Origin of the sequence: Paracoccus broussonetiae (genome assembly GCF_031854425.1) — a bacterium.
In the GTDB taxonomy this organism is placed as follows: Bacteria; Pseudomonadota; Alphaproteobacteria; order Rhodobacterales; family Rhodobacteraceae; genus Paracoccus; species Paracoccus broussonetiae.
Genome location: NZ_JAVRQI010000017.1, coordinates 1 through 20,959, shown reverse-complemented (window position 1 = coordinate 20,959; position 20,959 = coordinate 1). Strand labels below are relative to the sequence as shown.

17 protein-coding genes are annotated in these 20,959 nt (G+C 64.0%); 2 read left to right on the top strand and 15 right to left on the bottom strand.

Features of this window, described 5'->3' with window-relative positions; genetic code table 11:
* Window positions 1-554: 554 nt before the first annotated feature.
* The 3 genes from RM190_RS19320 to RM190_RS19310 are packed head-to-tail and all read right to left on the bottom strand — an operon-like array spanning window position 555 to window position 3,454.
* A complete protein-coding gene (locus RM190_RS19320; protein ID WP_311761108.1) occupies window positions 555-1,286 on the bottom strand; it encodes a FadR/GntR family transcriptional regulator in 732 nt (243 codons plus the stop codon).
* A complete protein-coding gene (locus RM190_RS19315) occupies window positions 1,276-2,013 on the bottom strand; it encodes a FadR/GntR family transcriptional regulator (RefSeq protein ID WP_311761107.1) in 738 nt (245 codons plus the stop codon). The genes RM190_RS19320 and RM190_RS19315 overlap by 11 nt, the downstream gene beginning before the upstream one ends.
* A gap of 7 nt (window positions 2,014-2,020) precedes the next feature.
* Window positions 2,021-3,454: an FAD-binding oxidoreductase gene (locus RM190_RS19310; RefSeq protein WP_311761106.1), complete on the bottom strand. Its 1,434-nt coding sequence runs from the start codon at window positions 3,452-3,454 to the stop codon at window positions 2,021-2,023.
* Between the two features lie 161 nt (window positions 3,455-3,615).
* Here RM190_RS19310 and gloA point away from each other — a divergent pair, with 161 nt between their 5' ends.
* On the top strand, window positions 3,616-4,029 hold the full coding sequence (gene gloA, locus RM190_RS19305; protein WP_311761105.1) for a lactoylglutathione lyase: 414 nt from the start codon (window positions 3,616-3,618) through the stop codon (window positions 4,027-4,029).
* A gap of 65 nt (window positions 4,030-4,094) precedes the next feature.
* Here gloA and RM190_RS19300 read toward each other — a convergent pair whose 3' ends face one another.
* The 4 genes from RM190_RS19300 to RM190_RS19285 all read right to left on the bottom strand — a co-directional run bounded on the left by RM190_RS19300 (window position 4,095) and on the right by RM190_RS19285 (window position 8,774).
* Window positions 4,095-5,063 carry an ABC transporter permease gene (locus tag RM190_RS19300; protein WP_311761104.1) on the bottom strand — a complete coding sequence of 323 codons (969 nt, stop codon included), beginning with the start codon at window positions 5,061-5,063 and terminating at the stop codon, window positions 4,095-4,097.
* A 10-nt stretch (window positions 5,064-5,073) separates the two neighbouring features.
* Window positions 5,074-6,576 carry a sugar ABC transporter ATP-binding protein gene (locus RM190_RS19295; RefSeq protein WP_311761103.1) on the bottom strand — a complete coding sequence of 501 codons (1,503 nt, stop codon included), beginning with the start codon at window positions 6,574-6,576 and terminating at the stop codon, window positions 5,074-5,076.
* A gap of 5 nt (window positions 6,577-6,581) precedes the next feature.
* Entirely contained in the window at window positions 6,582-7,589 is a 1,008-nt protein-coding gene (locus RM190_RS19290) for an ABC transporter permease (protein WP_311761102.1), read from the bottom strand.
* Window positions 7,590-7,697: 108 nt separating this feature from the next.
* A complete protein-coding gene (locus tag RM190_RS19285) occupies window positions 7,698-8,774 on the bottom strand; it encodes a sugar ABC transporter substrate-binding protein (RefSeq protein WP_311761101.1) in 1,077 nt (358 codons plus the stop codon).
* A gap of 194 nt (window positions 8,775-8,968) precedes the next feature.
* On the opposite strand from RM190_RS19285, the gene RM190_RS19280 reads away from it, so the two are divergent.
* Complete coding sequence (locus tag RM190_RS19280; protein WP_311761100.1) at window positions 8,969-10,546, top strand: GMC family oxidoreductase; 1,578 nt, start codon at window positions 8,969-8,971, stop codon at window positions 10,544-10,546.
* Between the two features lie 261 nt (window positions 10,547-10,807).
* Here the strand turns inward: RM190_RS19280 and RM190_RS19275 are convergent, their stop codons facing one another.
* The 8 genes from RM190_RS19275 to RM190_RS19240 form a co-directional block, all read right to left on the bottom strand.
* Window positions 10,808-12,301: an FGGY-family carbohydrate kinase gene (locus RM190_RS19275; protein ID WP_311761099.1), complete on the bottom strand. Its 1,494-nt coding sequence runs from the start codon at window positions 12,299-12,301 to the stop codon at window positions 10,808-10,810.
* Window positions 12,294-13,136: a class I fructose-bisphosphate aldolase gene (locus RM190_RS19270; protein ID WP_311761098.1), complete on the bottom strand. Its 843-nt coding sequence runs from the start codon at window positions 13,134-13,136 to the stop codon at window positions 12,294-12,296. The genes RM190_RS19275 and RM190_RS19270 overlap by 8 nt, the downstream gene beginning before the upstream one ends.
* Window positions 13,109-14,839 (bottom strand): glycerol-3-phosphate dehydrogenase/oxidase, encoded by a 1,731-nt coding sequence (locus RM190_RS19265; protein WP_311761097.1) that lies wholly within the window; start codon window positions 14,837-14,839, stop codon window positions 13,109-13,111. The genes RM190_RS19270 and RM190_RS19265 overlap by 28 nt, the downstream gene beginning before the upstream one ends.
* Window positions 14,840-14,898: 59 nt before the next feature.
* Window positions 14,899-15,894 (bottom strand): aldo/keto reductase, encoded by a 996-nt coding sequence (locus tag RM190_RS19260; protein WP_311761096.1) that lies wholly within the window; start codon window positions 15,892-15,894, stop codon window positions 14,899-14,901.
* Window positions 15,884-16,864 (bottom strand): sugar-binding transcriptional regulator, encoded by a 981-nt coding sequence (locus tag RM190_RS19255; RefSeq protein ID WP_311761095.1) that lies wholly within the window; start codon window positions 16,862-16,864, stop codon window positions 15,884-15,886. Before RM190_RS19255 ends, RM190_RS19260 begins: the two co-directional genes overlap by 11 nt.
* Window positions 16,865-16,875: 11 nt before the next feature.
* Complete coding sequence (locus tag RM190_RS19250; RefSeq protein WP_311761094.1) at window positions 16,876-17,856, bottom strand: ABC transporter permease; 981 nt, start codon at window positions 17,854-17,856, stop codon at window positions 16,876-16,878.
* 26 nt (window positions 17,857-17,882) lie between these two features.
* Window positions 17,883-19,403, bottom strand: coding sequence for a sugar ABC transporter ATP-binding protein (locus RM190_RS19245; protein ID WP_311761093.1), 1,521 nt, complete (start codon window positions 19,401-19,403; stop codon window positions 17,883-17,885).
* A 67-nt stretch (window positions 19,404-19,470) separates the two neighbouring features.
* Window positions 19,471-20,490, bottom strand: coding sequence for a substrate-binding domain-containing protein (locus RM190_RS19240; RefSeq protein ID WP_311761092.1), 1,020 nt, complete (start codon window positions 20,488-20,490; stop codon window positions 19,471-19,473).
* Window positions 20,491-20,959 lie beyond the last annotated feature (469 nt).

Sequence of the window (20,959 nt, the reverse complement as noted above, 5' to 3'; positions counted from 1 at the left end):
CCGCATTCATGTCCTGAACCCTTGTTTTGATGACCGGGTAGGCTGCGACCGGTATGCGCACCGCATTAGTCCCCGGATGGACGGGGCACAATGGCCCGGCGCTGGTCGACCGGGAAAGGGAATATATCAACTACATAATCTACATTATTTCGATTTCACTTATACGCGCCAGATAGAGTTGTCGCGAACTGGCAAAGTTGATTTGGCGCCTCCTTCCTCACCGCTGACGCTGGCGTTGACCACGTGGCATGAGGGCTTCGACATGAGACTTGTAGTGATGAACAAACCACCTGAGCGACCAGAACGCCGGGCGCAGTCGTCTGGAAACAGATCGATCACTACTCATCTCCGTTCGAATCTGCTTCGTACGGCGCGCCACGCAATCACCATAAATCCATATCGAGGGTGGACACGAAGCCCAATCTGATGAGCGGGGAGATCAAGGAAACGATAGCTGTCCCCCGCGATCAGGATAAAGACCGATCCCTCACAGCCGCGTTTGCGGAAGACATGCGGTCTTACCCATCTCAGGCTATCGCCATGAGAGTTCGCCTCTAGTGCCCGTCCCGCAGAAGGGCGAAGCGGCGGGCGCTGGTGGTCAGGTGGTCGCGCAGCAGTCGTCTGGCAGCGCGTTCATTGCCCTCGCGGATTGCCGCCAGGATTGCACGGTGCTCGCGACCGATGCGGGCGTTGTGTCGCTTGCGTTCCGAGTCTGTCATATGCGCCAGCCGTGTCCACTGCCGCGGCACCATCACCGAGCCGAAAGTATCGAACAGCCGCGCGTAATAGGGATTGCCGGACGCCAGCAAGATAGAGCGATGAAATGCGTAATCTTCCTCGGCGCCGTAGCGGTTCGCCCGGATTGCGTCGTCCATCGCGTCAAGGCGCCCTTCCATGCGGGCAAGATCCTCGTCCGTGTGGCGCAGGGCGGCCAACCCCGCGGCCTCGGTCTCGATCCCGATGCGCAGTTCGATCACATGCAGCACGTCGTCAATGGATTCCAGGTCGCTCGACGTGATCGAGAATGCGCGAGATACCGGATCGCTCGACACGAACGCCCCAAGGCCCTGCCGGGTGGTGATCATGCCCTTGGCCCGCAATGTCGCAAGTGCTTCGCGCACGATGGTACGGCTGACGCCGGTCGCCTCCATGATGGCCTGTTCCGTCGGCAGGCGCTGACCGGGCTGCAGATCTCCGGCTTCGATCTGGGCCGAAAGGGTGTCCACGAGTTCACTGCGCAGATTGGGGGTTTGCGCGATTGCCTTGAAAAGAGGCCTATCCGCCATCGCTGCCTCCTTCATTGTCCGGGACGTCCAGACCAACGCGCCCGGCGGCATTCTTCAGATGGCGTGCCATGGCGTGACGCGCGGCCCGATGGTCTTCGGCCCCGATCGCCGACAGAATGTCCTGATGCTCACCCAGTGTCGCCTCGGCAAGCTCGTCGGACGCGCGGTGATGTCCCGAGGCCAGGATGCTGTCGCGCACCCGTTCCGAAACTGCGGCGAGGCATTGCATGATGTAGTCGTTCCGCGTGGCGCTGGCGATGGCCTGGTGAAAGGCCAGATCGGCCGCCAGCCAGGCGCGGCTGCCATAGGCCGCCTGCCCCATCTCGACCAGCGCGCGCGACATCGCGTCAAGATCCGCGGTGCCACGGCGTCCTGCCGCGAGCGCCGCGGCCTCGACCTCAAGCAAGCCGCGCAATTCGAACAGCGATGCGAAAGCGGTGGTGTCCTGTGCCGGACCAAGATCCAGCTTGAGCGCGGGGGCGTCAGATTTCGTGGCGACAAAGGCGCCCCGGCCCTGTTGCGACCAGACCAGTCCCTCAGATCGCAACCTGGCGATCGCCTCGCGCACGATATTGCGGCTGACCCCGAATGTTTGGGCCAGTTGCTGTTCGGTTGGCAGTTGGTCGCCTGGGGTCAGCCGTCCCTGCGCAATCTCGCGCGAGATGGAACTAGCGACCAGCGTGGACAGGTGCGGCCCCCGGCTGACCTTATCGAGCTTCAGCGACATCCGGCCCCTACTTTGCGTGCCCGTTGAAGATCCGTCCTTCGCTCAAAAGGTGGCATGGGTCAAACGCATCCTTGATCCGACGTGACAAGTCCAGCGTCGTCGCATCGACGCGATGCAGATATGCGGCCTGCTTGACCAACCCAATGCCATGCTCGGCGCTGATCGAGCCGCCGTGGCGGTCGAGGATATCGAACAGCACTTCCTCGGCCTCGTGGATCATCGCCGGGATCGCCTCGGGCGCCATCCCTTCGGGCGGGATGACGTTCAGGTGCAGGTTGCCGTCACCGACATGGCCATAGGTAATCGGCGTAGCGTCCGGGTGGCTTCGCGCCAGCGCCGCCAGCGCGTCCGAGACGAAGCCGGCGATGCGAGAGATCGGAACCGACACATCGCTGCGCAAGTATGGCCCGCCCCTGCCCTGCCGGTCGACCATCACTTCGCGCAGCAGCCACAGGCGGTCGGCCTGTGCACGGTTGGACGCGATGACCCCGTCACGCAGGATATCCCCGGAATCGAATAGAAATCCTTCCATCAGGCCGCGCAGGTCGATCCGGCCCGTCGCCGATACCTCGGCCAGGATATAGACCGGATGGGCTTCCTGCAGCGGATCGCGCAGATCGGTGCGGCTTCTCAACGCGACCTCCAGTCCCGGCCGCAGGATCAACTCGAATGCCGACAGAAGGTCGCTGCACTGCCGGCGCGCGCGCGCATATAGCTGCATCGCCGCTTCGATAGACTCGACGGCCAGAAATGCGGTCTCCACCTGTTCTGGCCGCGGAAACAGCTTGAGAGCTACTGCCGTCACGATGCCCAGCGTGCCTTCACTGCCGATGAAAAGCTGCTTCAGATCATAGCCCCGGTTATCCTTGCGCAAGGTGCGCAGGCCATTCCAGACCCGGCCATCGGCCAGCACCACCTCCAGCCCCAGGACCAGGTCACGGGTCATGCCATAGCGCAGAACGTTGAACCCCCCGGCATTGGTCGCGACGTTGCCGCCGATGCGGCATGAACCCTGTGATCCCAGCGCGATCGGCAGCAGGCACCCCGCCGCATCGGCCGCCGCCTTGGCGCTTTCCAGAACGCAGCCCGCCTCGACCACCATGGCGTAGTCGATCACGTTGACAGAGCGAATGCGGTCCATCCGTTCGAGTGAGACGACAATCTCGCCTTCGGGACGGCTTGCAACGGCACCACCGACCAGTCCCGTCAGCCCACCCTGCGGCACCGCTGGGATACCGTGGCGGTGACAGCAGGCCATCAGGTTGCTCAGTTCTTCGGTCGAGCGTGGCCGGGCGACCAGCAGCGGCCGACCATGCCGGATGCCGGAAACGTCGTTGCTGTAGCGGATCAGCGCGTCGGGATCGGTCAGCAGGATCGATGCAGGAACCGCACTTGCAAGCGTTGCGGCGACGCTGTGCTGAAGCGAGTTAAAGGCGTTCATCTGGCGTGCTCCGGATTAATGGGGAAACATCTGGACAAGCAAGTATTTTGCAGGGTTATCATACAACATCGGCAGTGCGTGCCGATGATAAGCAGCTTGAGCACGATCCCTCGTGCAGAATTTCTTCAGCCATAACCTTACCTTACAGGGGAGCGACCGCCATGAACGAGGCATCCGGCCAATTCCGCATGATGCACACAATGATCCGGGTTCTGGATCTGGACAAATCCATCGCATTCTATACCGGACTTCTCGGCATGACGCTTTTGCGCCGTGACGACTATCCCGACGGCAAGTTTACCAACGCCTTCGTCGGTTATGGCCCGGAGGAGTCGGACACCGTGGTCGAGCTGACCCATAACTGGGGCCGCGAGGAGCCTTACGAGATCGGCTCCGGGTTCGGGCATCTCGCGCTGGGGGTCACCGACATCTACGCGGTCTGCGATGCGCTGGCCCAGCAGGGCGCAAAGATCCCCCGACCGCCGGGACCGATGCTGCATGGCACGACCCATATTGCCTTCATCGAAGATCCGGACGGCTACAAGATCGAGTTGATCGGGCTCGATACGATGTGAACCGCTTGGGCCGGGGCCGCGCTGGATTGCGTGGCCCGCACTGGCCCCGGCTGACCTGCCGTCCCTCATTTGATGACTGCGATCTTGCTGCGGTCGATGGTGATGGCGACCGCGAGGATCAGCATCGCGCCGAAGACGACGTTCTCGGCAAAGATATTGATGCCCACAAAGGTCATTCCCATGCGCACGATCGATATGATCAGCGCGCCGATGGCGGTCCGCCCGACCCCACCCAGCCCGCCGGTGATCGCGGTACCGCCGACGATCACCGCCGCGATGGCAGGCAGCAGCAGCTGGTTTGCCAGCGTCGGAGAACCGCTGGACAGTCGCGCGGCAAGAATGATCCCGGCAATGGCCGCCATCGCGCCCGAGACGACAAAGGCGATGATCTTGTTGCGATCCACATTGATGCCCGCGGCGATTGCGGCAGGCTCACCAGCCCCGATGGCAAGGCTGTAGCGGCCAAAGGGGGTGTAGCGCATCGCCAAGCATAGCAGGAATCCGATGACTGCCGCGATCCACACCACCGTGGGCAGGCCCGCGAAGTCTCCGTTGATCCAGGCGGTATAGGCCCGCCCGTCTGCCTCGATGGTAATGGAACGGCCATCCGCTGCCCATAGGGCGATCCCCGCGACCACGCCCCCGGTGGCAAGGGTCGCGACAAAGGACGGCACCTTCAGCCTGACATGGACGATCCCACTGACCAGACCAAAGACCACCCCCGACAGGAGCGCGACGGGAAACGCCATGACCCCTAAACTGGGCAGAAGCTGGGCCAGAACGACGCTCGACAGCGAGGCGATGGCCTGGATCGAAAGATCGATCCCCCCGATCAGGATCACTCCGGTCGCGCCCGCGGCCAGGATGAACAGCACCGCAGTGTTCGCCAGCAGCAGCAGCAGCGTGTCGCCCTTCAGAAAACCTGGCGCGATACTGCCGATCACAAGGACCAGCGCCACCAGCAGGGCAAGCGGGGTTGCGGCGCTGATCCAGCCCGTGGGCAGCGCCGACCTGATGCTTTGGATGCGTCCCATGCGTCCCTCCTCAGACCATGGCGCGGATCAGGTCGACCTGGTCCGGCTTGTTGCCCGCGGGGGCGTCGAAATGCGCAGTCACCGCGCCGTCGCGCATGACCAGAACCCGATGGGACAGGCCGATCGTCTCCTCCAGAGTGTCCGAGATCAGCAGGATCGCGACCCCCTCGTCGGAAAGCTGCCGCACCAGTTCGTAAACCTCCTCCTTGGCACCGACGTCGAGGCCCCGCGTCGGATGGTCCAGGATCAGGATCCGCGATCCCGCCGTCATCCAGCGCGCCAGCACCACCTTTTGCTGGTTGCCACCTGAAAGCTTGCGGCAGGCAATGTCCGGACCCGGCGCCTTGATCCTCAGCCGCTTGATCCAGTCGGCCGCCAGCCGTCGCTCGCGTCGGTAGTCAATCGCACCCCGGCGCGTGACTGCAGACAGATCGGCAAGAGTGATGTTCTCGGCCACCGACAGGAACATGACCAGCCCTTCGACCCGTCTTTCGCGTGGGACGTAGCCGATGCCACGCCGCACCGCATCCCCCGGAGAGCGCAGGTGGACGGGCTCTCCCCGGATGCGCAAGGTGCCTTCGGTATGCGGCAGGAAGCCCCCGATGGCGCGGGTCACCTCCTCGCGACCCGAGCCGACGACGCCCGAGATGCCGACGATCTCGCCCGCCCGGATCTGCAGGTCAACGCCTTGGAAATGGTCCGCGTGACCGATGCCCGTGGCTTCGACGACGACTTCTCCCTGCGGCGGTTTCTGGCGGTCTTCCTTGTAATAGCTCGCCTGCAGGCCGCGCCCGACCATGATTTCGTGCAGTTCCGGGCCGCTGACGCTGTCGGCCCGATGTTCTGCCACGACTTCACCATCCTTCATCGTGTAGACCCGGTCCGAGATCGCCAGCACCTCGTCCAGACGGTGCGAGACAAAGATGAAGCTCGCGCGCGATTTCAGCGCCCGGACCCGGTTGAAAAGCACGTTGATGTCGCTGGCACCCAAGACCGAGGTCGGCTCGTCCAGCAGGATCACCAGCGGGCGCGAGACTGTTTCCTCAAGGGTCAGCGCCTTGGCCAACTCGACCATCTGGCGCGCGGCAAAGGTCAGCTCGGAACTGCGGGCGGTAACATCGATATCGACCCCGATCTTGTCGAGTTGGCGGCGGGCGGCGGCGCGCATCGCCTTCCAGTTCAACACCCCGAAGCGGACGAACTGGTCCTCTTGCCCCAGATAGATGTTCTCGGCCACGGACAGGTTCAGCAGCAGTGATTGCTCCTGAAAGACCATGCCGATGCCATGCGCGGCAGAGTCGGCGGCATGGCGCAGCCGCAGCGGCTTCTGATCCAGCATCAAAGTGCCGCCATCGGGCTGATGCGTCCCGGAAAGAATCCGCATCAAGGTCGATTTTCCGGCGCCATTCTCGCCGATCAAGCCCACGACCTCTTTCGGCCTGACCTCGATAGAGACGTTCTTCAGGGCCGGCACCCCGGCGAAGGATTTGCAGATCTTGTTGGCTGTCAGCATTGCGGTCACTTCACGATCTGAAGGCGCAGGCGATCAAGCGACAGCGCGACCGCCGCGATGATCAGCAACCCCTGCACCGATTGCTGCACATAGGGAGACACGCCCAACAGGATCATGCCATTCCCAAGGATGGTGACAATCAAAACGCCGATCAGGGTGTTCACCACCCCGCCTTCGCCCCCGGTCAGGGCGGTGCCGCCGACGACCACAGCGGTGACGGCCGCGAAAAGACGGCCGTCTGCGATCACTGCATCGGATCTGCCAAGCTGCGCGGCGGCCAGCACGCCAGCCACCCCGAAGAAGAAGCCGGCCAGGGCAAAGGCCATGATCCGAACGCGGCGCAGGTTGATGCCGGACAGTTCCGCAACCTCTTCACCGCCGCCGATCGCAAGGATGTGACGGCCAAGGCGGCTGTAATACTGGATCCCGCAGGCTAGCAGGAAGGCGGCCAGCGCAATCCAGACAGACAGCGGAAAGCCCAGAAACCGTGCCAGCGCCAGATCGCGGATCGCCGGGTCCATTAGCCGCACCGCAGACCCGCCCAGCATATAGACCGAGATGCCCAGCCCGATGAACCAGATGCCCAGCGTCGCCATGAAGGACGGGATGCGCAGGAACGTCTGGATCGTGCCGGTAAAGGCCCCCATCGCCGTGCTTGCCGCAATGGCCGCGACGACGGCAAGCCAGCCGTAGGAATTGGCGTTGGCGTCGTTGGTGGCCAGAAGCACTGTGACCATGGCGGCGATGGACAGCGACCCTTCGACCGACAGGTCAATGCTGCCCATCAGGATGATGAATGTCAGCCCCATCGCCAGCGTCAGCGGCACAGCGGCGGAGTTGGCAATGCGAATTAGGTTGCGCGGCTCGATGAAGTTCGGATTGGCGAGCGTGATCAGCGCACACACCAGCACCAGCACCAGCGCAGGCGCCCAGCGGCGCAGGCGCGCGCGGTTCAGGCCGCCGAACAGGCCATCCTTCGCGCGCGGCATTCGGGTGTTGTCGAGCTTGGTCATGGATTTGAGCTTCTGGACATTGTCGGTCAACGGAAACCACGCCTCCCCTGCGTTATCCCGGATAGCTGCGGGCCGGAGCATCAGCCCGCAGCAAAAGTCCGAATGCGATTAGACGCTGCGGATGGGCCCGGTGACACGGCCCCACAGATCGGTCCAGTCAAGCTTGGGCTGAGCTTCGACATTGGTCTTGTAGTATTCCTCGACATTGTCCTTCGAGATCAGGACGGCCTGGCCATAGAACTCGCGGTGGTCCGGCGGCTCGGCGGCGGGGTCGAATTTCTTCTGATGCGCCGCGAGGCCGATCGCCAGACCCATGCCGCCCTGCCAGAACGGATCCGAGGTCACGGTGCAGGCAAACTCGCCCGCCCGCACGGCGTCGACCGCAGCCTTGATCCCGTCCACTCCGACGACCGGCACCTTCCCCGCCAGCCCCTCGGCCCGAAGAGCTTCCAATGCACCGGTCCCCATGTCGTCATTCGCGGCCCAGATGCCTTTAACGTCGTCCCCGAAGCGGGTCAGCAGGTTGCTGGTCAGGTCATAAGCCTCGCCGGATTTCCAGTTGGCGACCTGGAAATCCAGCAACTCGATCCCGGAATTCGCGGCCAACGCCTGCTCCAGCCCGGTCTTGCGTTCGATCGCGGCGGTGTTCGATATCTGGCCACCAAGCGCGATGATCCCCCCCGATCCACCAATCGACTTGAACAGGATCTCGGCGATCTGCTTGCCGCTGGCGATGCCGTCGAACTCGATATGCGAGACATAGAATGGATTGAAGTCGCGCGGATGCAGGTCGGTCGGCTTGTTCCATTGCGTCACCACGCTGGCCCCGGCTGCGGCGCAGGCCTCGACGATGGGGCGGGCATCGGGCGTGTCGTTCGGGTCAGAGTTGAGGACCATGTTGCCGCCCGTCTTGGCGAGCATCGCCTTGATGTCGGCAATGCCCTTTTCGCTGTTGCCCTCGGACACCAGCGTGACGTGGTTCAGGCCGATGCTGGCGGCAAAGGCGTCGGCGCCCGTTTTCCAGACCGCATGATAGGGGTTGGACAAGGACCGGATCGACGTCACAAGCGTCGGTTGCTCGGCCGCAAGCAGGCGGCGCGGCAGCGCGGCAACCGTCACGCCTCCGGCGATGGTCGCAAGGAATGACCGGCGCGCGATGCCCCGGAAATGCGTCTGGTCTGACATTCGAGATCCTCCCACTGATCGACAAAATCGGACTTTGCTATTGCACTGTTGTATGACAACCCTTCAAGTTACAACGCTACTCACTGTCTTGACGCCGGGCAAGAGAATTCAGATTGTGAGCGCGAACCCCGCGGTCATGATCGGCCGAAATCCAAGATATTCCGGGGATTTGCTGGCAGGATGGAGGAGTAAGGTTGCCCGACTACATCATCATCGGTGGCGGCTCGGCGGGATGCGTCCTGGCCGCGCGACTCAGCAAAAACCCGGACATCTCGGTTCTTTTGATCGAAGCTGGGCCGCGTGACCGAAATCCCTACATCCATCTGCCTGTAGGTTTCTTCAAGATGACCGCCGGTCGGTTGATCTGGGGCTACCGGACCGAGGCAGGCCGCCAGATCGGTGGGCGGCAACTGGTCTATCCGCAGGCAAGGGTTCTGGGGGGGGGCAGTTCGATCAATGCCCAGGTCTATACCCGCGGCAGTCCCGAGGATTTCAACGATTGGCGCGACAGCGAAGGCTGCATGGGCTGGGGCTATGCCGATGTCCTGCCCTATTTCCGCAAGGCCGAGGGCAACGACACTTTCGGTGGCGACTGTCACGGAAGCGACGGCCCGCTTGGGGTCAGTTCTCAAACGCCACACCCCCTGACCCGCGCCTTCGTGCAGGCGGGTCAGGATGCGGGGCTGCCCTTCAACGCCGATTTCAACAACGGTCGGCAGGAAGGCATCGGCTTTTACCAGACCACGACCCGGAATGGCCGCCGCAGCAGTACCGCGACCGCCTACCTGCATCCCGCTGCGTCGCGCCCGAATCTGGAAGTGCGCACGGATACGACGATTCTGCGCATCATGGTCCAGAACGGCTGCGCCATCGGTGTCGAGATACTTGAAAACGGCCGACCGACGCTGGTCCGTGCCGAACGCGAGGTGATCCTGACTGCGGGTGCAATCGGCTCGCCCAAGCTGCTGATGCTGTCGGGGCTCGGGCCGGCCGATCACCTGCGGGCGCACGGCATTGATGTCCTGCGCGATCTGCCGCAGGTCGGCCAGAACCTGCAGGATCACACCGCCGTTGACGTCATCGGAGCACTGCGCGGCCCCTTCGGCATCGATCGGTACAAAAGGCGGCACTGGCAGGTGGCGGCCGGTCTGGAATATGCGCTGTTCCGCAAAGGTCCCGTCGCGTCCAACATCGTCGAGGCGGGCGGCTATTGGTGGGGCGACCGGAACGAGACCACACCCGACATCCAGATGCACTTCCTGCCCGGCGCGGGAATCGAGGAGGGCATCGGCACCGTTCCCGGCGGACATGGTTGCACGCTGAACTCCTATCACCTTCGTCCGCGCTCGCGCGGCAGCGTGACGCTGGCCTCGGCCGATCCCGGCGCCGCGCCGCGTATCGATCCGAATTCATTCGCCGATCCCTACGACCTGGACCGCGCCGTTGACGGGATCAGGATGTGCCAGGACATTCTGTCCCAACCTTCGTTCCGCCGCTATCTGCGCGACATTCATCTGCCCGGCCTGCAGGTGCGCACACAGTCTGAATATCAGGAATTCGCCCGCCAGCACGCGCGCACCTCGTATCACCCGGTCGGCACCTGCCGGATGGGGGGGAGTGACGACGCCGTGGTCGATCCGCAGTTACGTCTGCGCGGCATCGATCGGCTGCGGGTATGCGACAGCTCGGTCATGCCCCGCTTGGTTTCGGCCAATACCAACGCGGCCACCATCATGATTGCCGAACGGGCGGCGGATCTTCTGATGGAATAACAGGTTGTCCAGGCCCGCGAGCCGGTCCTGCACATAATCCCATTGCGCAGGTGCCGGTTGCCGCCACCAGACCCATGACGGCAGAGGACGCGTGGCGGTACATGTGGCCTGCGTGTGTTGAAGCGGACCAATTCAGCGATGAACGGATCATCGGCATCCTGCGCTGCTCCCCAACCTCTGCAGGAGACCAATCAACTGCTGGTCCGAATACTTGCGGCCACCTCTCTGCGCGGGTGGTTGGCCAGGGTGCGTCCCCTCTGCTCACTCGCCGGACCAGAAACCGCGCATGCGCGAGGTCAGGTCGAGATAGCGGCAATAGCGTCGGTCATAATGCGCGACCAGCGTCGGATCGGGAACATAGCGGGTGACGGCCGAGGACATCGCGGCGGCGCCAGCCTCATAATCCGAAAACAGGCCTGCCCCCACGCCCGCCCCGATCGCCGCGCCAAGCGCGCCCGTTTCGCGGGCGGCGGCCACGGTCACCGGCAGGTTCAGCCCGTCTGCGAACATCTGCGGCCAGACCGGGCTGCGCGAGCCACCCCCCGTTAGCGTCGCCGCAGCCACGGCAAGGCCCGCGCCGCGCAAGACGCCGATATGACGGCGGTGCTCGAACATCACGCCCTCGAACAATGCGCGCAGCAGATGCGCTTCGCCATGCCAGCCGGCGATTCCGTAGAAGCCGGCGCGGAACGCGGCCCCCTGCCCCGAGCCGTAGAGGAATGGGTGAAAGAACGGGCCGTCGTCCCTCGGGGTCACCCCGGCGATCAGGGTGTTGCAATAACCGAACGGATCGTCGTGATGGCCGCCGCGTTCAAGGAATTCGCGAACATACCATTCCAGATTGGCGGCCGAGGTTGCACTGGATTCGATGTTGACGAACCGCCCCGGCCCGAAACACGCGACCATGAAGACATCAGGATTGATCGCCGGGTGCGGCGAAAACACCTGATTGATTCCCCAACTTCCGGCAATAATCGAGGCGGAGCCCGCCCGCACCGACCCCGCCCCCAGGGCCGAGGAGACGACATCGAAAAAGCCGCCTATGACCGGCGTCCCCTCGGCAAGGCCGGTCTCCTGCGCCGCCGTTGCACTGACCCGCCCGGCGATGTCGCTGGGCCCAACCAGCCGGGGCAGCATCGCCATGGCGTCAGCCAGCCCGTAAAGCGCCATCAGGCTTTCGTCATAGCGGCATTCCGGCAGCCGCAGCAGACCCGCGCCGGACATGTCCGAAATGTCGCCGGTGCGCTCGCCGGTCAGGCGGAAATTGATGAAATCCTTGCTCATCATCAGCGTGGCAGCACGGGCAAAGACCTCGGGGCGGTGACGCTTGACCCAAGCGAGCAGGGTCGGCGTCTGCGCCGGCCACGGCTTTTGCAGCGCGATGGCGTGGAAAGCATCGCCTTGCGCGGTCAATTCCGCCGCCATGCCCGCCGCGCGCGTATCGAGCGACTGCACCCCCAGCAGCGCCTCTCCCGCGGCGTCGATCAGGTAAAGCCCGTTGCCATGCCCGGCGCAGCCGATCGCCGCGACTTGACCCGGCGCAATCCCCGACTGATGCAGGCAATCGCGGATCACCTTGCGGGCATTCGACCAGAGTTCGTCCAGATCGCGCTCGACGAAACCCGGCGCGGGGCGCGAGGACTGGCCGTCCATCGCGCTCATCGCGACTTGCTGGCCGGTCAGGTCGAAAAGCACGGCCTTGATGACGGTGTTTCCGGCATCGAGACCCAGAAGATAACGCATACCCTCAGCCATTCTTGTAGATCTCCCATGCTTCCTCGCCACTGGCACCGTGATGGATGATCGCCATCACGGCCGCCACGATCGCCTTTGGGTTGTCGTGCTGATAAATGTTTCGACCATAGACCATGCCATGCGCCCCCTGCCCCATCAGCCGCGCGGACTTGTCCAAGACAGCGCGCAGGTCCTCTTTCCCGCCACCGCGCACCAGCACGGGAACCCGCGCTGTTTCCACCACGCGGTGAAAGGCCTCGGGGTCGTCGGTCGGATCTGCCTTGATGATATCCGCACCCATCTCGGAGGCGAGCCGCACCAGCGTCACGATCCGTTCCGCATCGCCATCGACCTGATAGCCGCCCCGAATGTCATTCGGCAACATCACCAGCGGCTCGATCATCAGCGGCATGCCGTAGTGGTGGCAGGCGGCGCGCACGCGGCTGATGTTCCCGACGCACTGGCGGAACAGTTCGGGTTCATCCGGCAGCATGAACAAATTCACAACCACGCAGGCCGCATCCATCTCCAGCGCTCCGATGATCGGCTCCTCGGCGTTTTGCAGCATCGACCACATCACCCGGTGGCGCTGTGCATTATAGGGATTGCCCATGTCGATGCGCATGACCAGCGCGGGCTTGTCCCTTTCGGGGCGCGCTTGCAGCAGGTCGGCCTGTCCATAGGCCATCTGGATAGCGTCGGGCCGGGCGCCGATCAGTGCATCGACGACGCCCCCCATGTTTTCCAGCCCGATCAGGAAGCCGGGTTCGTTGCAGACACCGTGGTCCAGCGCCACGTCAAGGCAGCGGCCATTGGTGAACATCCGGTTCATGCGGGCCTTTGGGCTGAGACGCATGGTGTCAGGTTCCTTTCGCTTCGTTCGGTCAAAGTTGCATGGGACACGCCATGAAAGCGCGCCAGTTCATCTATGATCGCCGCGACCTCGGCGGCGCGGCGAGGGGCGTCCCACCCCTTCGCCTCGGCGAGCACACCCGCAGCGGCGTCGATCATGCGCGCGTCAAGCACGCCGGTGATCGCAAGATCGCTGCGGCGCAGGACCAGGTCCGAAAGGTGTTCCAGCCGTTCCTGCGCCGCGATCCAGACGACCTCGGCGCGGCTCAGCGGGCAGTTTGGAGCCAGCGGGTCATCGTCGCGGCAATGCGCCAGCAGATCGCGCGCCCGCGTGCCATAGACGGCGGCCAGACGCTGGGCCCGGGGGGCGGGAATGGCGAATTCCTCCTGCAGGGCCCGCGCAAGCCGCTCCGCCCCCGGATGATCGCGGCCGCCGCCGATGGAAAGGTCTTGCGTGGGCTGCCGCCGGGGCTGGCGCAGTTCGGCCAGCACCTCATCCGCGACCTGCTCAGCAAAGGCGCGGAAGGTCGTCCATTTCCCCCCCACCATGCAAATCTGCGGCACTTTGCCCGCAATCCGGCGGATGAAATGCCCGCGCGAGATGCGGCCGGTGAAGTCGTGGTTGCTGGTGGGCAGCGGGCGGATGCCGGAATAGCTGAAGACAATCTGCCCAGGACCCAGCGCGATCCCCGGAAAGATCAGGCGCAGCGAGGCGAGGATATACTCGGCCTCGGCCTCGTCGCAGCGCGTGCGGCCGGGGCGGTCGACGCGGATGTCGGTCGATCCCGCCAGCACCCGTCCCAAATAGGGAAAGGTGATGCACACCCGGCCATCGGCATTCTCGAAATAGATCATGTGACCGTTCAGCGCGCTGAACAGCGCCGGATTGTCGAGGATCAGGTGCGAGCCCTTGGTCCCTGAAACCAGCGGCCCGTCCTGCCGCCCGCCCAGTTCGGCGATGGTCCGGTCAAGCCAGGCCCCGGTTGCATTGACGACAAGCCGGGCGGTGAACGGCAGCGATGCGCCGCTTTCGCCATCGGTCAGGATAAAGCCCGGCGCGCCCGGCGCGACGCTGGCATAGTTCAGGGCGACCGATTGCGGCGCGTCCCTTGCGGTGTCGAGGATCAGTTCGATTCCCAGCCTTTCGGGATGCGAAATCCAGGCGTCGTGATACGTGGCCGACCAACGCGCCTCCGGCGTAAGTTCGGGCCACAGGCGGCGCGTCTCGACCGCGGAATGGGCGCGGTGCCGGGGCAGCAGCCGATTGCGGCGGGTGATCAGGTCATAAAGCATCAGCCCCAGCCGGACCGGAACGATGCCGCGCGGGGCTGGCTTTCCCTTGCCGCCGAAGATCCCGGCAACGGCGTTCGACAGCCCGCTGAACCGCGAGGCCACTGGCACGGTCGTCGGCAGCGGATGGACCAGATGGGGGGCATTGCGCAGCAGGTTGTCCCGTTCTGCAAGGGATTCCCGGACAAGACCCACCTCTCCATTTTCAAGATAGCGCAACCCGCCGTGGATCATGCGGGACGGCGCTGCCGAGCAGCCCGAGCAGAAATCCTCGCGCTCGACCAGCAGCACCCGCAGTCCCTGCAAGGCAAGTTCGCGGAACACGCCGATCCCGTTGATGCCGCCGCCGACGACCAGCACATCGAAATCGCTGTCGCGGCGCAGGCTCTCGATCTCGTCGGCTCGGGTTCTGGACATGGCTCATCCATTCGCCGGAAGCGGCTCCGGCGGCATTGAAACTGGTCTTCGGGACTGGCTCAGGCGTTGAGCGTGGTCAGGTGGCGCCTCGCCGCATCGGAGATCGTTTGCAGATCGGCGGAGGTCAGCCGCAGGCGGCCCGCCGCGGCATTCTCGCGCGTCTGTTCGGGATTGCGCGCCCCGCAAAGTGCGAAGGTGATGCCCGGCTGCTGCGCGGTCCAGGCGATCACCACCTGCGCCAGCGTCGCCGAATGACCGCGGGCGACGGGGGCGATCTCCTCCATCAGCGCCGCCACCCTGCGGCGGTTCTCCGGCGAGAAGCGCGGATTGTCCTTGCGCTGGTCATCGCCCGAAAACACCCGATCCGGACCGATCCGCCCGGACAAGAGACCAAGCGCCAGCGAGGAATAGCTGAGGACCGAGACGCCCGCCTGCAGGCAGACCGGCAGCAGCGTGTCTTCGATGTCGCGCTTCAGCATCGAATACTCCTCCTGCACGGCGTCAAGCTGTCCCGCCCCCAGATAGGCCCGCACATCCGACACCGAGCAATTGCTGGCCCCGATCGAGCGGATCTTGCCCGCGCGCTTCAGCTCCTCCAGCGCGGCCATGGTTTCCTCGACCGGCGTGGTCGGATCTTGCCAATGGGTGATGTAGTGGTCGATGCAATCGGTCCGCAGGCGGCGCAGGCTCTGCTCGACCTCATGGATGATCGAGGCGCGGCCAAGGTGGCGATGCACGGGTTGGCCGTCGTAGTCGAAGAAGTGGTTGCCTTGGCGCGCGTGCCAGATCAGGCCACATTTCGTCGCCAAGACGACCTTGTCGCGGCGGCCCTGCAAAGCCTCGCCGACGATCTCCTCGGCCACGCCCTGACCGTAGGCCGGGGCGGTGTCGATCAGGCTTACCCCCTCGTCGATCGCCGCCTGGATGGCCGCGATGGATGCGGCGCGGTCGGTGCCGCCCCACATCCAGCCGCCTATCGCCCAGGTGCCCAGTCCGATGACCGAGGCCGTGATCCCGGATCCCCCGATCGGGCGCGTCAGCATGTCATGCGACATGAACCTCTCCTTCCAGTCTCGCCACCACGGCCTCGACCGTGCGCTCATCCGTCACCAATGTGCTCAGGAACCCGCCCCGCAGTACTGCGCGGATCGGGTCGACTTTTTGTGCGCCGCTCGCGACCCCGATCACCTGCCTGCACGAGGCCAGCTCGGACGGATGCACCGCGACCAGACGCGAATTCAGCGCATAATCCGCCACCCGGCCGTTCTGGCCGATCAGATAGGCCATGAACTCGGCCCCCACCCCCAGATTGACCAGGGCCTTGCCGTCGGCCTCGCTCAGCGGCGCCAGGTCGTAATAGCTCGACCCGCGTGGCGCGATCGAGCCGATGCCGGTCAGCACCACATTGGCGCGGCGGGCCAGTTCGAACACCTCCCGCACCGGATGCATGGCGCATAGCATCTCGCGCTGCTCGCGGTTCTCGGCCAAGAGCGGGGCATGAACCAGCATCGCGCGCCCACCCAACCGCTCGGCCATACGCGACACAAGGTGGTTGACGTCGGTGTAATACTTGCCTTGCACCCCCCCGGTCAGCGGCACCACGGTCACGTCCAGCGAGCGTTCGGGCGACAGCTTCTCGACCACGGCCGAGATCGCCTTGCCGCCGGTGATCGCCACCACATCGCCGTCTCGCAGCGTTTCGACCAACAGGTTCGCCGCCGCCCCGCCGACCTGCCCAAGCTGGGTGTCGGGTTTATCGGACAGGGTCGGCGTCACTACGGCGGAACGCAGGCGACTTGCGGCCACCAGCCGCCTTTCAAGGTCGGTCAGCCGCTGCCACGGGCTGCTGATCTCGATCTGGACCATGCCCAGCTTGCGGCCCTGCGCGATCAGCCGGTTCACCTTGGAGGTGGACAGGTTCAAGCGTTCGGAAATCTTGGACTGCTTCATGCCTTCGATGAAATGCATCACCAGAACCGTCTGGATCTGCCGAGCCAGCGCATAGTCAAGCAGCGTGTCGACCATCACCTTGCCCCCTAGCCGCGTTTCTTGTTCAGGTAGTGATCGACCGTCACCGCAGCGAGCAGGATCGAGCCGCGGATGATGTCCTGCCAATAGACCGACACATCAAGCAGTGCGAGCGAGCTTGAGACCACCGAAAGCAGCACCGCGCCAAGGATCGCGCCAAGGATGGTGCCCGATCCCCCCTTGAGACTGGCCCCGCCGATCACGGCAGCGGCGATCACGTTCAGCTCCATCCCGGTGCCGAAGGTCGGCTGGGCCGAGCCGAAGCGCGCCATGTAGATCACCCCCGCCACCCCGCTCAGCGCCGAGCATAACGTGGTCGTCAGGAAGATCACCTTCTTGGTGCGGATGCCGGAATAGGCGGCGGCCTTTTCGTTGGAGCCGGTATAGAACACACGGCGGAACGGGGTCGAGCGGCGCAGCAGGAAGTCGAAGACCACCACGACCACGACAAAGATCAGGATGACCACCGGGATCGGTCCGATCGAGCCCTGCCCGATGAACTTGAAGCTTTCGGGCAAGGTGTAGAGGCCAAGCGGACGTCCCCCGGTGCCCAGCAGGCATAGCCCGCGCGCGATCACCATCACTGCCAGTGAGACGATGAAATGGTGCAAGCCGATCCTGGTCACAAAAAATCCCATCAGCGCGCCGATCCCGGTGCAGGCCGCGATGGCGATGGCCGAGGCAAGCCAGGGGTCGACCCCGTTCAGAAACAACAGCCCCGCGATCACCATGGCCAGCGCCGTGACCGAGCCCACCGAAAGGTCGATCCCGCCCGAGATCAGAAGGACCGTCATGCCGACGACGACGATCCCCTCGACCGCGAAAGCCATGACCATGGCCCGGATGTTGACCCAGGTCAGGAAATAGGGCGAGGCGAAGGACATCGCCACAAACAGCACCAGAATGATCGCGATCAGCCCGGTCTCGCGCATTTTCAGCAGCCTTGCCAGACCCGTGCTCCGGGTCCGGTCGGTGCCTGCCAGTTTCATCGAGTTCTCCATGTCGCGCCTCCCCCTCAGGCCACCCGTCCGCGCGGCAAGGCGGCTGAGGCAAGTTGCATGATGTTTTCCTCGGTCATCCGCTCGCCCTCGACCTCGCCGGTAATGCGGCCTTCGCAGACCACGATTACCCGGTCGCAAAGCCCGATCAGCTCGGGCATTTCGGACGAGATTACGACGATCCCGGTGCCTTTCCCGGCGAGATCGCGCAGGATGCGATGAATCTCGGCCTTCGCGCCCACGTCGACGCCGCGTGTCGGCTCGTCGAGAAAGATCACCTTCGGGCCGACCGTCAGCATCTTGGCGATCGCGACCTTCTGCTGGTTGCCGCCGGAAAGCGAGGCGACCGGGTCGGAAAGCTGGTCGCATTTCAGGTTCAGCCTGCGGCCAAGTTCGTCCGCCTGTGCCCGCTCGCGCGCTTCCGAGATCAGCCCGGCGCGGCTCGCCACACGGCTGATGTCAAGGGCCGAGACATTCGCGGCGATCGACATGTCCAGAAAGACGCCATCCCCCTTGCGATCCTCGGACAGGTAAACAAGGCCCGCTCGGATGCTGTCGCGATAGTCGCGCAGCGCCAGCGGGCGGCCGTCCAGCGCAATCTCGCCTTGAACCTCGCCCTCCAGCCGGCAGATGCCGCGAACGATCTCGCTGCGGCCCGCGCCGATCAAACCGCCGATGCCAAGGATCTCGCCCTTGCGCAGGCGGAACGAAACGTCGTGGAACCGGCACCCGTCGGTCAGGCCACTGACTTCCAGCACAGCCTGCTCGCTGATGCTGCCGGCGCGCGCTTTGGGCGGATAAAGATCCCCGATCACCCGGCCGACCATGGCCTTGACCACATCGTCGGGGGTGATGTCGGCGATGTTCATCGTGGCGATGTATTGCCCGTCCCGGAATACCGTCACGCGGTCGCAATTCTCAAACACCTCGGCCATTCGATGCGAGATGAAGATGATCGCGATGCCGCGGTCGGCCAGGCGGCGCATGATGCGGAACAGCGCCTCGGCCTCGCGGTTGGTCAGCGCAGCGGTCGGCTCGTCCAGGATCAACACCTTGCAGTCCAGCGTCAGCGCCTTGGCGATCTCGACCAACTGCTGTTCGGCAATCGCCAGATCGCCCGCCATCCGGCGCTGATCGATGCCGCAGATCTGAGACAGGATTTCACCCGCCCGCCGTTCAAGCGCGCGATAGTCCATGAAGGGCGCGCGGCTGATATTGGTGGCCGCCATGAAGATGTTCTCGGCCACCGAGACGTCGGGGCAAAGTGCGATCTCCTGATGGACGAAGCCGATGCCAAGCGCCTGTGCGGCGGTGGGCGATGGGATGCGGACCGGGCGGCCCTGCCAGAAGATCTCACCCCCGTTGGGCTGCAGGATGCCGTCGATGATGTTCATCAGGGTGGATTTCCCCGCGCCATTCTCGCCGGCCAGGGCGTGGATCTCGCCCGCCATCAGGCGGAAATCGACGCCTCGCAGCGCGTGGATCGGACCAAAGCTCTTGGTCACGCCCCTGACTTCAAGGATGGGTGTCTCGGTCATCAAACGCTCGTGGCTTTGCGGAAATGGCCGCCCGGTGGCGGACGGGCGGCCAGAGGGCGCGTTTATGTCAGCCGGGGTCGCGGCCCTGCATGTAGGCGTTCAGGTCGAAGCTGTCGGCATTGGCCTTGGTGATGACTGCGAAACCATTGTCGATGAAGGGGATCTGCATCGGATTGTAGCCCGAGACCTTGTAGTCGTTGAAGGGATCGAAGCCATCGTGATGCGCCGCAAGGAACACGGCCATGAACCCCATATAGCCTTGGATGCCCTGGTTCGGATTCAGCGCCATGTGGATGTTGCCCGCCTTGATATGCTCCAGCGTCGCGGGGGTGATGTCTGCATGCATCACCAGCACATCGGCCTTCGCCTCGAGGATGGCGGTCACCGCGCCCTCGGCCGAGCCCGCCTCGGGTATCCAGATCGCGGCAAGCTTCGGATTGGCCTGCAGGATCGCGGCGGTGGCCCGATATGCGGCGGTCGCATCCTGGTTCGAGGCCTGCCGACCGACAAGCTTCATGTTCGGATAGTGCTGCTCCATATAGGCGATCAGCGCCGTCACCCGCAGGTCATGGTTCGATTGGCCAGGGTTTTCAAGAACGGCATATTCGGCGCTGTCGCCCACCTGCTTCACGATCTCTTCCGCGGCGAATTTGGCCTCTGCCAGATTGTCCGAGGTGACATAGGCCGTGCGCTTCGACAGCGGGCTATCTGCGGCGAAGGTCACGACGTCGATCCCGCTGTCGATGGCGCGGTTGATCGGCTCGATGAACGGGTCGGACTGCATCGGATGCAGCAGGATCCCGGCGGGCTGCTTGACCAGATCCTGATCGAAGGAAGCGATCTGCTTGGTGATGTCGTAATCAGGCGTGCCCGAGAGCACGGTCTCGCAGCCAAAGGCAGACGCGGCCTGCTTGAAGCCCTGATAGACCGGCACCCAATAGGGGTGGGCCGAGACCATGACGTTCATCACATAGGTTTCGCCCGGGGCGCATCGCAAGGTGTCCTGAGCCTGGGCCGTGCCCGCAACCATCAGGCAAGACGCTGCCGTGGCGGTGGCAAGGCGCCCCGCCCAAGTCGTGCTTTTCATATTATCCTCCCTATCTGCGGGATGGCCGCAGCGCCATGAAGGTCGGCCTCCCCGCCAACCCCTGAAATTAATCTCGCAACATGATGCATGTTGCACAGTGCAAGAAATAAAAAGCGCCGGGACGAATCGTCAAACGCCAATGAAAAAAATCCAATAAGGTGGGATTTATTTCATGAGGTCGCACCGGAACCGGTTCGCGGCTCGATGGAAATCAGCAATGCGGCAACCTACGTCGGATCTCGCTGAGTATCGCGGCGGGCCTCTTCAGTGAAGGGACTGGTGTCGAACCAGTGGCTGTCAAGCGGCTCACAAAGCTGACCCCTCTAGGCGTGCAATATTGGATCTGCCTCACTTTCCGTGCAGATTTGTCGGGCAGCGGTTGACCTGCCACGGGATTTTTCCTCCACCGGCGATTAGAGTCCGACCCACCGAAGGGACGGACAATGAAGCGATCAAGATACAGCGAAGA